Below are 13598 nucleotides of genomic sequence, written 5' to 3'. Positions count from 1 at the left end.
CTTTCGGGTGTACGAACCCCGGGTTGAACCCTGGGTTCCAGCGTTCAGCCGGCATCGTTCTCGGGGCTCCAGCGCCCGCTTTCGGGTGTACGAACCCCGGGTTGAACCCTGGGTTCCAGCGTTCATGGCGGGTGGTTCGTAGGAATTAACCGAGAGCCGGACCCATCGGGTCCGGCTCTCTATCTATTGCTGGGAGGTCGGGGGTTAGCCGTTGGTCGTCTCAGCAGCTTCGTTGGCATCGTCTGCGTCGGCTACGCCGTCACCGTTGTTGCCCGTTTCTTCGCCTTCGAATTCGTGGTTGACACCGTCGATGGCTTCGTCGGAAACTGACTCGGTTTCAGTCGAATCAGACTCGGTTTTGATCGACTCCACCTCGTTGGCTTCGTTTACGTCGGCTACGCCGTCGCCATTGTTACCAATCTCTTCTCCGTCGAATTGGTGATCGATGCCGTCAGCTTCGTCGCCCGGGGTCTCGACCTCGGCCGTGGTTTCGGTCGAGTCCGTCACCGCGGGAGCCTTCGTCACCGATACGGTGGCGGGAGTCGCCGGAGCAGGGGTGCTGGCCGAAGCAACAGCAGCCATCGAAGCCACTGCCAGGCCGATGGCGGCGGCGAGTGAGTAGATGCGTTTTCTGGTCTTTGGAACAGTTTTCATCAAAGATTCTCCTGGTCTAGGGTCCGGTCAGTGTCAACCGGTATGAGAGCATCATGCCTTTTGGTACCTGTGAGGAGCCTGAGAGAACCTGAGATCTCGCTGAGAGCTCCGGCCGTCGTGAGCGCGGCGACGGCTATTTGGCGGTGGCTCGATCCAACACACTGAGCACCTGCCTCACGACGATTTCCGGGTGGGACAAAATGATCCCGGTAGAACCGGTTCCCAGGGCCGTCATCGATCGCGAATCGCTAGATAGGGTCCTATAGAAGGCCAGACCTTCTTGCCAATACTCGTTGATCGAGCTGGCGATTTCGGTGCCGGCGAATGCCGTGAACCGGTCCGAGAGGTACGTTGCGTCGGGGTCCTGGCCGATCACGACTAGAGGTACGGTGCCGAAGCCTTTTAGAGACTTGGACACATCGATTGGTAGGTCGAGCCATGGTGCGTGGCCCCCTTCGACGCCGATCTCCGATAACCGCGAGTCATAGAAGGTTTGGAACCCAAGTGGGGTCGGGTCGACCAGAACGACGCCGACGATGTCGGATCGCCCGCTCGCAAATAAGCGGACGGTGTGTACACCGTCTCCAGAGGCGACCAGAAGGTAGGGACCAGCGATGCCCTGGCCGGCGAGGTCTCTTGCTAGGTCGGCGGAGCGCTGTTCGGGACCAGGATCGCCGTCGAGGTAGCCATCTGCGCACACCCGGTACCCATCCTCCGAAATGAGCGCTTGAACGAGGGACCACGATCCGTAGTTCATCCAGGCCTCCGGCTCCAGGATGACCGTAGGACTTGCTGTCGTGGTTGGATCTCCGCCGGTGCAGACGAGGTGGTGGCCATTGGTGCCACCGTATGTAATGGGCTCGACCGTTTCGATGAGATCGGCCGTGATGTCCAGGCGGAGGAGGGAACCCGGTTGATACAGAGCTACCCATAGAGCCCCATCGGCGATCAGAATGCCTCCAGGTTTTCCTGGCAACGGGTACCGCAGGACATCGCCGCTCGTTGGATCCACCCGGACAAGCAGGTTGTCGAACCGTGAGGTCATCCAGAGGTAGCCACCATATTCGGTCGCACCCCATGGTTCGGTGGCAACGGGGAGGGGTTGCAGTGACGAGGTTTCCAGCTCGAAACGGACAACGGCGGTCGGCCTGGAACCAGCTAGCGTCAGCCACAGATACCCGGCTGCTTCGGTCACCTCGCGGATGTCCGCCCCGGTTGGTGTGACGACGCCATCTGTTGGAATGACTACTTCCCCGACTACTCCATCGGTCGACAAACTCGAGATGAGATTGGTGGTTGGATCGTTCACCCACAGGAAACCGAAGCCGGTGCCTTTGACCTGGCCGGGTTGGGTTGAAAGAGTCACGCCGTCGGCGGAGATCTGAAGGAGCTCGGATCGGTCGGTACTCACCCAAAGGCTGCCGTCGAACCAGGCATCCCCCGCCGGCAGCCCTCCGAGCGGAATGGCCATGTCAACCGAACCGCTGGTCGGATCGAACCGGAGTACTTCGCCACCGTTGTCATAGCTCATCAGCCAGAGGTGGCCGGCAGCCGACTGGACCCCCTCGACATGAGCGCCGATCTCGTAGATCGCCAGGACTTCACCGGAACGGGCTGAAATCTTCTGGAGCTTGTTCTGCAAGGCGGTGACAATCCAGATGGTGTCGCCATCGACAGCACCGGTCTGCACCCCCCCGGAAGCCAACGGCACTGTGCGTTCGACGCCTGGAAGCTCGAGAAATCCGTTTCCGCTCAGTATTAGGTCACCTGGGTCGTCGAGGAGGAATGCTGGAATGGCAACGGCGATGACTATCACGGCGAATCCGGCCAGAGCCAGCCGCCAGGGACGTCTGGCGTGTGGCGAAGCAGGCGTGGGTCGTGCCGATCCGCCAATCCGATCGTCGACCATCGCCCGGAGCCGTGACCTGTCGGTGGTCAATCCTGCAGCAGGATCGCTCAAATCCATAAGGTCCGTCATGTCGAGGCCTCCTCGGCTTCCTGTTGGGCTGATGAATCGCTCAGCCGATCGAAGCGTGTCCGGAGCCGGGTTCGCGCCCGGTGGAGTCGCTGGTCGACGGCGTTCTCGTTGATCCCGAGCACGTGGGCGATTTCAGATCTCGTAAGTCCGTCCCATGACCAGAGTCGCAGGAGTTCTTGGTCTGCCATTCCGAGGCCAGATAGGGCGCGGTAGAGGCACCGAACTTGCTGGTTTGGAGCGGATTCGAACAATGGGTGAGAAGCCAATCCCGCCGTGTCAGATTTCAGGCGATCGGACAAACTTCTCTGACGGCGTCTAGTGCGGTACTTATTTCCTATGACCCGGTAAGCAACCGCAAATAGCCACGCCCGCCCAGCCTCGCCGGCAGGAATTTCGTGGAACCGACGCCAGGCAACCGCAAAGACGTCGGCGGCAGCATCCTCCGCATCTGCGGACCCCAATCGCCGAACGCAGTATCGGAAGATAGCGACGTAGTTGGCCTCAAAAAGGTTGTCGAAACGATCCTGTGGATCGGTTGAGTTGTCCACCACTGGGCCTGTCGCCACGTCCACCTTCTTGCAATGCTACGTGTCCGCCAGAGGCCGAATGCTTACATGCGTCTTCGTGGGGCTGGAGCGCCCATTTTCGGGTGTACGAACCCTGGGTTCCAGCACTCATGCCGCGGTACCGTTCCGAGGGCTGGAGCACCCATTTTCGGGTGTACGAACCCTGGGTTCCAGCACTCGTGCCGCGGTACCGTTCCGAGGGCTGGAGAACCCGTTTTCGGGCGTACGAACCCTGGGTTGAACCCTGGGTTCCAGCACTCGTGAGTCGCCGCTTAGCCCTTGACCGTGATCGATGCCGTCATGTTGGGATGGATTGCACAATGGTATGGAAACGTGCCTGGCGTCTCGAAGGTGAACGAGAATGTCCCATCGGTTGTGATGTTGTCAGAGGCGAACTGTCCGTCGTCGGCGGTGACCGTATGGAGCGACCCCTGAGCATTTGTCCAGGTCACGGTTGAGCCGGAAGTAATCTCGAGCGTGGCAGGCATGAAGGCGAAGTTGTCGATCGCGACGCTCGCCGCTCCCGGGTTGCTGCTGGTGTTTGAATCGGTTGGCTCGCCGCTTCCCGAAGAACAGCTGGATATCACCAGGACGAGAAGCATGAGCATTGTGAGTCTTCGATAGGTGGGCATGAGGTGTCTTCCTCCAAGAAACGTGCTGAGCTGATGCTAGGAAGCTTCGCTCCGCACTGCTGCAACTTTCAGGGAGATTCGACCACGGTCGGGAGTAGCGATCTTGGTGGCTCAGTTGTCTTGGTCACTACCGCTACGCCCGACCGAATCGAGTTCGAGTCCGACTTCCATGAACCACGGTTGTAGAGCCGGGTAGAGCCGTTGGTATCGACCATGTAGCTCGTGGTAGCGGTCGACGTCTGACCCGGGCGCTGTCACGTCACCGATGGTGACCCACGCCGTGGCGACTGCATCTACGTCGGCGTGCCACCCGGCCGATACGGCTGCCAACATGGCTGCGCCAAAGGCGGCGCCTTCCGGAGTGGTGACCGTGGCGATCTCCGCGCCGAGAACATCGGCGAGGATCTGGCGCCACAAACTGCTGCGGATCCCGCCGCCCGAGGCGCGGATCTGGTCAGGGTGCTGCGCCCCCGAGGCGGTCATGAGGTCGAGAATATCTTTGAGTCCGAATGCGACCCCCTCCAATACCGCCCGGGTCAGATGATCCAGGTTGTGGCGAAGTGAGAGCCCCACAAATGCCCCTCGGGCCAGTGGATCCGGATGGGGGGTCCGCTCGCCAGTCAGGTAGGGGAGGAAGGTCAAACCCTCTGCTCCAGGACCAATCGAAGCGGCGGCCCCGGTGAGCTCGTCGTACTCTCGGCCCGGGGCAAATGTATCTCGAAACCAACGGAAGCTCCCGGCCGCCGACAGCATGACCCCCATCAGGTGCCATCGGTCGGGAATGGCATGAGGGAAGGCATGGAGCCGACCTTCCGGGTCGTACCGGGGTTGTTCGGTTGATACGAACACGACTCCTGAGGTCCCGAGCGATAGGGCGAATACCCCTTGGCCTACGGCACCGGTGCCGACCGCGTTGGCCGCCTGATCGCCCGCCCCGGCAACCACTGGCGTGCCGGCTGCCAGTCCGGTGGCTACCGCGGCGGCCGCCGTAATGACTCCGGTGGCGACTGGGCCTTCGTGCGTGGGAGGTAGGAGAGCCGGGTCGATTTCCAACGCGTCGAGAATCTCTGGGGACCAGTCCCGGCGAGTCAAGTCCATGAGGAGGGTGCCACCCGCCCCGGCCTTGTCCGTGGCATAGAGTTCCGTTAGCCGGAAACGGACGTAGTCCTTGGGGAGCAGCATCTGAGCGATCCGGCCGTAGAGGTCGGGTTCGTTGTTGCGCACCCACTGAATCTTGGGAGCCGTTAATCCGGCAACTGCATCGTTACCGGTAATGGCGATGAGACGTTCTCGACCGATTCGATGGCGGATCTCATCGCATTCGGCGCTGGTTCGCTGGTCGTTCCAGAGGATGGCCGGTCGGAGCACCTTGTGGTTGGAGTCGAGCAGTACCAGCCCATGCATTTGTCCGGTGAGCCCGACTGCAATTACGTCCTCACTGGTCGCTCCCGCGATGCTCATCGCCCCTTGGATGGCGGTTCGAGCGGCCTCCCACCACACCTCGGGTTCTTGCTCGCTCCATAGCGGCTGAGGCATTTGCAACTCGTATTCGCCAACAGCGGTCGCGGCGACCCCTCCGTCTTCATCGACCAGCACGGCCTTGGTCGCCGTCGTCGACACGTCGATACCAAGTACATAGCTCATGAGTAGATACTCATTGCTTGCGGTTCATTCGTCCATCCTCAATTCGTCCGCACTCGCGCGTCTGCTGGCAGGTTCGTGGTTGGTCGTGGGGCGCCGGAGCGGTCGTGGGGTTATCCTATGGGGTCACCTATGTGGACCGAATGACCTCAATGTCTGAACCCTTTTTCGCTGAAATCACCGAACCGATCCGGTTTGCCGGCGTTGACAGTACCGACCCTCTTGCCTTCCGATGGTACGACGCAGGGCGTGTGGTGGCGGGTCGAACGATGGCCGAGCATCTTCGTTTTGCGGTGGCCTACTGGCACAGTTTCAACTGGGATGGGTTCGACATTTTTGGATCCGGAACTCTGGACCGGCCCTGGCTAGGCCAAGCTTCCGATCCGCTCGATGCGGCCAAGGCGAAAATGTCAGCTGCTTTTGAGTTCTTTGAAAAACTCGGGGTTCCGTTCTTCTGTTTCCACGACCGCGACATTGCTCCGGAAGGGGCCAGCTTCAAAGAGTCAGCTACGTCATTCGACATGATGGTCGACGAAGCCGAGGCCCACATGGCCCGAACCGGAACCAAACTGCTGTGGGGGACGGCCAACCTGTTCACACATCCGCGCTATCAGGCCGGGGCGGCCACCAATCCCGACCCCGAGGTTTTCGCATACGCCGCAGCCCAAGTTGCTCACTGCCTGGAAGCAACGCACCGGCTTGGCGGCGCCAACTATGTCCTATGGGGTGGCCGGGAGGGGTACGAAACGCTCCTGAACACCGATTTGAAGCGTGAGCTTGACCAGTTGGGTCGGTTCCTCACGTTGGTGGTTGAGCATAAGCACAAAATCGGTTTCGAGGGAGCAATCCTCCTGGAGCCGAAACCGTACGAGCCGACCAAACACCAATATGACTTTGATACGGCCGCAGTTCACGCCTTCCTGCAGAAATACCACCTGGAGGATGAGATCAAGGTCAATATCGAAGTGAACCACGCCACGCTCTCGGGTCACGACTTCGCCCATGAGGTTGCGACAGCGTTCGCGGGCGGGATCTTCGGGAGTATCGACGCCAATGCCGGCGACGATCGACTGGGATGGGATGTGGATCGTTTCCCGGTTTCGGTCGAGCAGATGACCCTTGGAATGTATGAGATTCTCAGAGGGGGTGGGTTCACGACCGGTGGTCTGAATTTTGACGCCAAGCTGCGTCGCCAATCAATCGATCGCACGGACCTCTTTCATGCCCACATTGGCGGGATGGACACCATGGCTCATGCCCTGGTCGTGGCCGCCGCGATGTTGGAAGACAGCGCCCTCGAAGATGTTCGGTCCAAGCGATATGCAGGGTGGGAATCCGACCTTGGTATCCGGATCATGAGCGGCCAAGAATCGCTCGGAGCGTTGCACGAACGGAGCCTTCGCACAGGCGAACCGACCAGACGTTGCGGTGGCCAGGAGGCCTTGGAGAACCTGGTCGCCCGGTATATCGACCAGGCCCGCTGAAATGGACGGGAATCCGGTTATTGAGATGCTTGGCCGACGACTTCGATTGGCAGTGATCGGAGGAGGTCCGGGGAGCTTCATCGGAGCCATGCACCGATCGGCTGCTCGACTCGACGATCGGTATGAGCTGGTCGCGGCGGTGTTGTCGTCGGACTCGGGACGATCGAAGAAGGCGGCCGGTGCGCTTGGGGTGGAATCCGACCGCTCCTACGACAATGCTGAGACTTTGATCGCGGCGGAAGCGGTGCGTAGCGATGGGGCTGATGTCGTGGCGATCATGACACCTAACGACACCCATCACCCATACGCGCTGGCGGCCCTCAGTGCCGGATTCGACGTGATTGTCGATAAGCCGGTCGCCAATACCCTGGCCGAGGCCTTGGAAGTACTTGAACTGGTTGAATCGATGGGTCTGGTGTTGTGTCTCACGCACAACTACACGGGATATCCGATGGTGCGTCAGGCCAAAGCCATGGTTGATGAAGGACAGCTGGGCGTTATCCGGCTGGTGCAGGTCGAGTACGTACAGGGCGGCAGGGCCGATGAGAACGACCCTGAGCCTGGCGCCGGATTACCGTGGCGATACGACCCGGCCCGAGGCGGCCCATCCCTGGTGTTGGGTGACATCGGGACGCATGCCCACAATCTCGTTCGGTTCATAACCGGGCTCGAAGTCAGCGAACTGGCAGCCGAGGTCGGGACGATTGTGCCGAATCGACTTGTGCACGATTATGCCGGGGTGCTCTTGCGCTTTGACAATGGCGCCCGCGGTAATTTCTGGGTTACCCAGGCGGCCGCCGGAGTGGAGAATTGTCTTCGGATCCGGGTCTCCGGGACAAAAGGAACACTGGAATGGATGCAGGAGCAACCGACTGTTCTGGTCTTTCGGCCGATTGACCGGCCGGTGGAGATTCGTACGCCGAATGGCCCGGGCACCCTGCCGCTGTCGGCCCGAGCCAGCCGGATTGTGGCCGGTCACCCGGAAGGGTTTCATGAAGGGTTCGCCAATATTTACTCAGACGCAGCCGAGGTGATCGCGGCCAGGCGAAGCGGTCGCGAGCCCGATCCGCTGGCGACGCATTTCCCGACTGCGGCTGATGGGGTCGCAGGGTTGCGATTCGTGGAAGCAGCCATTACATCAAGCAACCGCGGGGGTGCGTGGACAACGAGTAGCGTCGAACGATGAGAGATCGACCGCAATGAACAAGGTCCGGTGGGGTGTCATCAGTACCGCCAACATTGGTATGTCGAAAGTCACCCCTGCCATCCAGAAGGCGACCAACTGCGAGGTGGTCGCCATCGCCTCACGCGACAGTGAAAAGGCCCGGGTGGCGGCCGACCAACTCGGGATCCCGACTGCCTACGGATCCTATGAGGAGCTCCTTGCCGACTCGAACGTCGATGCCGTCTACATCCCCCTCCCGAATGATCTACACGCCGAATGGACCATCAAAGCGGCCGAAGCAGGCAAGCACGTCCTGTGTGAAAAGCCGCTCGCAGTTTCGGCGTCGCAAGCGGCCTCCATGGCCGCCGCTTGTGACCGCGCCGGTGTGAAACTCGTCGAAGCTTTCATGTATCGACACCATCCGAGTTGGGTCGAAGCGGTTCGGCTGGTCAAAACCGGCGCGATTGGCGAGTTACAGGTCGTCCAGAGCTGGTTCAGTTACTTCAACGACGATCCGTCGGATATTCGAAACTCAACCGCCAATCATGGCGGGGCCCTCATGGACATTGGCTGTTACAACATCAACGTCTCCCGGATGTTGTTCGAGGGCGAGCCCGTCCGAATCGATAGTGTCGTTCGACGCGACCCCGCCATGGGTATCGACATCGTGACTTCTGGACTGCTTGAGTTTGAGGGAGGTGGCCAGGCGACGTTTACTTGTTCGTCGAGGGCTGAGGACGACCAAGGAGTCCACATCGTGGGAACCGCCGGCCGAATCGAGATTGAGATACCGTTCAACATCCCACCCGACCGGATGACCCGTATCAGGGTGATATCGGGAGGAAATCCACCGGTCGAACCGGCTGTTGCCCTGGTCACGTTCCCACCTGCCGACCAATACACCATTCAGGCCGAGCTGTTTGCACAGTCGGTGCTGGACGATACGCCGGTGGCGGTCGGCGTCGAGGATGCCATTGCCAATATGTTGGTGATCGAGGCGATCCTTCAAAGCGGTTAGGCGAGTCCCTAACGTCCGGCCATCATGCCCATTCGCGGCGGCGGGCCAGGCGGAGCAGCCAGGCCCCGACTGGCAATGGCAACCAGAAGGTTGCAACGCGAAACGACAAGACCGCTGCCACGGCTTCTCCGGCGGGGACGCCGAGCCGGGTGATCCCCGCCACGAGAGCGGCTTCCATGGCACCGAGGCCGCCGGGGGTGGGACTGATCGACGCCACGGTTGCCGAGACCATGTAGACCACAAGCAATCCAATCGGCGGACCGAAACTCCGAAGGCGGCCAGTGCCGCGAGCAATGCCAACGTGTACGCAACGTTTTGGGCGACCGCCCCGAGGGCCATTGCTCCTGACCGGCGTGGATCCCTCAGTACTCCCGGCACCTGCCGGAGGATGGCGAGAACCGGGTCGAGGAGGTGTCGACGGCTCCTCACCACCCACACGAAGACGCCGATCGCCACGGCGGCAAGAGCGGTGAGGTCGACCGCGACACGTCCCGATGGGGCTGGAATCGACGGCAGATTCAACGTCGGCAGGAATGGAGTCATGACAATGATTAGGGCGACGTGGGATGTGGCGGTGATAAGCATGTTGAGTCCGGTTGCTGCGGCCGCTTCGTCGTGGCCAGTGCCCGCCTTTTGCAGCGAAGATCGGGTACGGCGATCCACCCCAATCCGCCCGGCGTGATCGCCGATGCGAAACCGGCTGCAGCTTGCGTGGTTATGGCCGGCAGCCAGTTGGGCGGAGAGGAAGTCGACGATCGGACCGTGAAGGCTCCGGCCACAAAGACCAGACCGCTACAAGCAACAGTGATGAGCAGAAACGGCCATCGACCCGAACGTAACGCTTCGAGGCCCCGTTGTAATTGGTCCAATTGGGGCAAGAGAATGTGGACCTCGAACCCCAGCACCAGGATCATCAGGATCGGCTTGATCGTCCGCGTGAGCGAGAATGGACGATCCGAGTTGTCGAGGTTTGGGTCGGCGGTGGTGAACTCGTTGGACCCAGGATGGTCGGTCATTTGCGAGGACCTTAGCTCGGCGATAACCCTTGCCTGATCTGTCATTGAGACATTCGGTTCGAATCGGTCCCCGGGTAGGACCCGGTTGCGCGACTGGCCAGCAGCGTGAGCCCACCCCGCGAGGTGGCTTCATATCGGAGCTGGCCAGTGGAGGCTACGATTCGTCGAGAAACCGGCTGACTCATGGCGGGATGCCGACGCTCGTCGTGATGTCACCCGCAGCCCGCTCGAAGGAATCGCATGAATTTGACGGGGCTTTTTGCTCGCCTGGGGCCGTTTGCGCCTTTGGCTGTTTTTGGACTTGCAGCGGCCGAAAGTGCCGCCTTTGTCGGTTTGGTGATACCGGGGGAGCTCGCCGTGATCCTGGGCGGAGTGGCTGCGGGGACGGCCAGTGCGTCGTTGCCAATCATGATCGGAGCCGCCGTCTCGGGCGCCATCGTTGGCGATTCCATCGGGTATCGGTTGGGAAAGCAGATGGGGGACTCGCTCGAGAACCGTCCCCGGTTGGCCAAGGTGGCTTCCCGTCTGGACGGGGCAACCAGGCTGATAGCCAGACGCGGTTGGTGGGCGCTCGTTCTTGCCCGGTTCGCCTCGGTGCTTCGAGCCGTGGTCCCGTTTGCGGCCGGCATGGGACGGATGCCCTATGGGCGTTTTCTCCTTGGTAACGCCATCGGTGGGATTCTGTGGGGGACCACGTTCACCCTGGTCGGGTACTGGCTGGGGGGTAGTTATCAGGTCGTCGAGAAGTGGATGCGGACGGGCGGCCTGGCGATTGTGGCCCTCGGGTCGGTCGTGGCCGGGATCGTCTGGGTCACCCGGTGGGCGGCGCGGCACGATGAGGCCGTCCGGAATCGCCTGGCTCGGATCGCCGGGCATCGTCCCCTCAGCTACCTGGTGTCAGGAGCTCGTCGTACAAATCGTCCCGCGTTGACGCTCGTCTTGACGGCGGCAGGCATCGTGGCAGCTGTCTGGCTCTTTGGGGGCCTGCTCCAGGACGTGGTCGGGACTGAAGAGTTCTTCTTCTTTGATTTGTTGTCACTGCGTTATCTCAATGACAATCAGATCCCGGTGTTGGTGGAGGCCGCCAAAATCATCAACTGGATCACCTCGATTGCCGTGATGGGGGTTCTGGCAGGTTTGGCGATTGTCGTTCTCATGCGACGGCGGCGATCCATTGCCGCCGTGATTGGGATAGCGGTGGGCGGCCAGTGGGCGGTCGTCGAGATCATCGACTCGCTTGTTCAGCGCACTCCGCCTGCTTTTGCTTCTCTGGCTTCCCGGGTCGACTACGGATTCCCGTCCGAACACGTCGCACTGGTTGCCACCCTCGTTTGTCTGGCTGCCTGGCCATGGACCCGGCCGACCTGGACCCGGACGGTTCGCTCGTTCGGGGCGGCCGGGGTCATCGTTGCACTTACCGGGGCTGCGAGGGTGGTGCTCCTGGTGGAATATCCGAGTGACGTCATCGCGGCGGCGGCTGTAGCCGTCGCCTGGACATTGCTGGTTTGTATCGTCTTCGATCCAAATCGTTCGTCTCAGTCGGATCCCTTGCCGAGCTCGGGGCCGGCTGCGTCCGAGTGACACGGGACCAAATTCGGCTCTGACTTGACTCGTTATGATCGCCGAGATGGAAACACGACCGTGGACATACAACCCAAGCCTCGGTGAATTCATCGACGAGGCGGTCGACTCTGACGTCGACGATGGATGGCTGATCGCCCACCGTGTGACCCCAGAGACAAGATCGGCGTCTCTTCGTGCCGTCTTCCTGGACGGACAGCCCCGCTGGCAGTCGGCGTTTTCTGTGATGCTGTTGCTGGCGGCCGGCATCGCGGCGCTCGGCTTGTCACAAAACAGTGCGGCGACGGTGATCGGCTCGATGATCATCGCACCACTGGGCCAGCCCATTGTTGCTCTCGGCGCAGCACTGGCGATGGTCTGGACTCGCGAAACCCTCAGATTGTTGACCATCATCGGCGCCGGCGCCCTTGCAGTTATCGTCGTTGGGTACCTCATTGGCCTGCTGCTGCCAGTGGCCACCCCGAATGCTCAGATTCTGGCCAGAACCTCGCCCGATCTGCGCGACATGGGAGTTGCCCTCTTCGCCGGCGCAGCAGGCGCCTATGCGTACACGAGGGACGAACTGTCCGGGGTACTGCCTGGCGTGGCCATTTCCGTCGCGCTGGTACCACCGCTGGCGGCGGCTGGCCTGATGCTCGAAGAGGGGCGCTGGGTACTCGCCCAGGGGGCGCTCAGCTTGTTCGCCACGAATCTGGTCGGAATCACGGTGGCGGCCGGTTTCGTCCTGCTCGTGACCGGCTTCGCTCCAACTCCCCGGCTCAAGAATCGGCAACCCGGCGTGCTCGTCAGCGTCTCGTTGGTCCTGGTCGCAGTGGTGGGTATCTCCGTGCCGCTCTCACATCAGTACGCACAGATAGCCGATTCGGCTGCGGTCGTCGGCGATATCCACACAGCGGTGAAGGCCGTCGTTGGCCGTGGCGGACCGGTCGTGGATGACGTTGATATCGTCGGTGACACCGTGACGGTGACCTTATCGGATCCATCAGCCATTGACACCGGATCTGTGGAGCAGGCAGTTCGGTCGGTCATGGGTTCCGGAGTCACCGTAACCATCACCGGCCCTGAACCGCCGACGCCGGGCCGACCCATCCTTCGCCCGAACGGGTCCTAAGATCGTTCAAACTGTCGATTAGGAGCCTCAGGTGGATTGGAAGCTGGAACTGATTGTTGTGCCCTCGGCTGACGTTGACCGCTCAAAAGCGTTCTATATCGACAAGCTCGGGTTTGACCTGCTTGTTGACCACGAAGTCGAGGACTTCAGAGTGGTCCAGCTGGTTCCGCCCGGGTCGGCTTGCGCTATCGCGGTAATGCCCAACGCAGACGCGTCGGGGTCGTTACAGGGACTTCACCTGATCGTTCGAAACATCGGAGCTGCCAGAGCGGAGTTGGTCGGGCGGGGGACCGACGTCAGTGATCTGTTCCACTACGTAGAAGGGAGGCGAGTCGCCGGCCCGGACCCGGACCACACCGACTACGCCACCTTCTTCAGTTTCGAAGACCCGGACGGGAACGGTTGGCTGGTCCAAGAAGTCGGATGGACACCCCTGAAGGACGAAATTTGACGGGGAGGACTTCGAGTCGCCTTACGCCCCCTGAGGTCGGGAGGCGTCCTCGCGGTGGTGATGGGTGGCAAGTTCCTGGTGCGCCTCTGGCTGAATCTCGGATGCAATCGCCACGGCGACCCTGGCCGGTGTGGCGGCTCGGAGGGTAGACGTGCGTTGGCTGTCCTCGATAAGGGCCCGCTCTCCCAGAATCGATCCGGGTCCCACCTCGGCTACGGCCTCTCCATCGACTTCGACGGTGAGAACCCCATCCAGCAATAGGAACAGTTCGCTTCCGGGATCACCCTGGTCGACCAACGTT

Annotated in this window: 14 protein-coding genes; 6 read left to right on the top strand and 8 right to left on the bottom strand. The window is 61.3% G+C overall.

What is annotated here, in order from left to right; genetic code table 11:
* Positions 1–204: 204 nt before the first annotated feature.
* The 5 genes from JJE47_00775 to xylB form a co-directional block, all read right to left on the bottom strand.
* The gene (locus tag JJE47_00775; GenBank protein MBK5265944.1) at positions 205–654 is read right to left on the bottom strand and encodes a hypothetical protein; all 450 of its coding nucleotides are present in this window, start codon (positions 652–654) and stop codon (positions 205–207) included.
* A 133-nt stretch (positions 655–787) separates the two neighbouring features.
* On the bottom strand, positions 788–2632 hold the full coding sequence (locus JJE47_00770) for a hypothetical protein (GenBank protein MBK5265943.1): 1845 nt from the start codon (positions 2630–2632) through the stop codon (positions 788–790).
* Complete coding sequence (locus JJE47_00765; protein MBK5265942.1) at positions 2629–3198, bottom strand: sigma-70 family RNA polymerase sigma factor; 570 nt, start codon at positions 3196–3198, stop codon at positions 2629–2631. Before JJE47_00765 ends, JJE47_00770 begins: the two co-directional genes overlap by 4 nt.
* A gap of 272 nt (positions 3199–3470) precedes the next feature.
* On the bottom strand, positions 3471–3800 hold the full coding sequence (locus tag JJE47_00760) for a cupredoxin domain-containing protein (protein MBK5265941.1): 330 nt from the start codon (positions 3798–3800) through the stop codon (positions 3471–3473).
* A 141-nt stretch (positions 3801–3941) separates the two neighbouring features.
* Positions 3942–5474, bottom strand: coding sequence for a xylulokinase (gene xylB / locus JJE47_00755; GenBank protein ID MBK5265940.1), 1533 nt, complete (start codon positions 5472–5474; stop codon positions 3942–3944).
* A gap of 149 nt (positions 5475–5623) precedes the next feature.
* Here xylB and xylA point away from each other — a divergent pair, with 149 nt between their 5' ends.
* The 3 genes from xylA to JJE47_00740 are packed head-to-tail and all read left to right on the top strand — an operon-like array spanning position 5624 to position 9138.
* Positions 5624–6955 (top strand): xylose isomerase, encoded by a 1332-nt coding sequence (gene xylA, locus JJE47_00750; GenBank protein MBK5265939.1) that lies wholly within the window; start codon positions 5624–5626, stop codon positions 6953–6955.
* Between the two features lies 1 nt (position 6956).
* A complete protein-coding gene (locus tag JJE47_00745) occupies positions 6957–8141 on the top strand; it encodes a Gfo/Idh/MocA family oxidoreductase (protein MBK5265938.1) in 1185 nt (394 codons plus the stop codon).
* Between the two features lie 13 nt (positions 8142–8154).
* On the top strand, positions 8155–9138 hold the full coding sequence (locus tag JJE47_00740; GenBank protein MBK5265937.1) for a Gfo/Idh/MocA family oxidoreductase: 984 nt from the start codon (positions 8155–8157) through the stop codon (positions 9136–9138).
* A gap of 22 nt (positions 9139–9160) precedes the next feature.
* Here the strand turns inward: JJE47_00740 and JJE47_00735 are convergent, their stop codons facing one another.
* On the bottom strand, positions 9161–9379 hold the full coding sequence (locus JJE47_00735; GenBank protein MBK5265936.1) for a flippase-like domain-containing protein: 219 nt from the start codon (positions 9377–9379) through the stop codon (positions 9161–9163).
* Between the two features lie 310 nt (positions 9380–9689).
* Complete coding sequence (locus tag JJE47_00730; GenBank protein MBK5265935.1) at positions 9690–10154, bottom strand: hypothetical protein; 465 nt, start codon at positions 10152–10154, stop codon at positions 9690–9692.
* A 240-nt stretch (positions 10155–10394) separates the two neighbouring features.
* Here JJE47_00730 and JJE47_00725 point away from each other — a divergent pair, with 240 nt between their 5' ends.
* From JJE47_00725 to JJE47_00715, 3 genes are read left to right on the top strand one after another with little or no spacing between them, the layout of a single operon-like run.
* Positions 10395–11735, top strand: a complete 1341-nt coding sequence (locus JJE47_00725) for a VTT domain-containing protein (protein MBK5265934.1) — start codon at positions 10395–10397, stop codon at positions 11733–11735.
* Between the two features lie 46 nt (positions 11736–11781).
* Positions 11782–12846, top strand: coding sequence for a DUF389 domain-containing protein (locus JJE47_00720; protein MBK5265933.1), 1065 nt, complete (start codon positions 11782–11784; stop codon positions 12844–12846).
* 31 nt (positions 12847–12877) lie between these two features.
* Positions 12878–13297, top strand: coding sequence for a VOC family protein (locus tag JJE47_00715; GenBank protein ID MBK5265932.1), 420 nt, complete (start codon positions 12878–12880; stop codon positions 13295–13297).
* Between the two features lie 21 nt (positions 13298–13318).
* Here JJE47_00715 and JJE47_00710 read toward each other — a convergent pair.
* Positions 13319–13598 (bottom strand): cyclic nucleotide-binding domain-containing protein (locus JJE47_00710; protein ID MBK5265931.1); only part of this gene is annotated, 280 nt, incomplete at its 5' end.

The organism is Acidimicrobiia bacterium, assembly GCA_016650365.1.
Classification (GTDB): domain Bacteria; phylum Actinomycetota; class Acidimicrobiia; order Spongiisociales; family JAENVV01; genus JAENVV01.
This window is presented reverse-complemented; position numbering and strand designations above follow the sequence as displayed.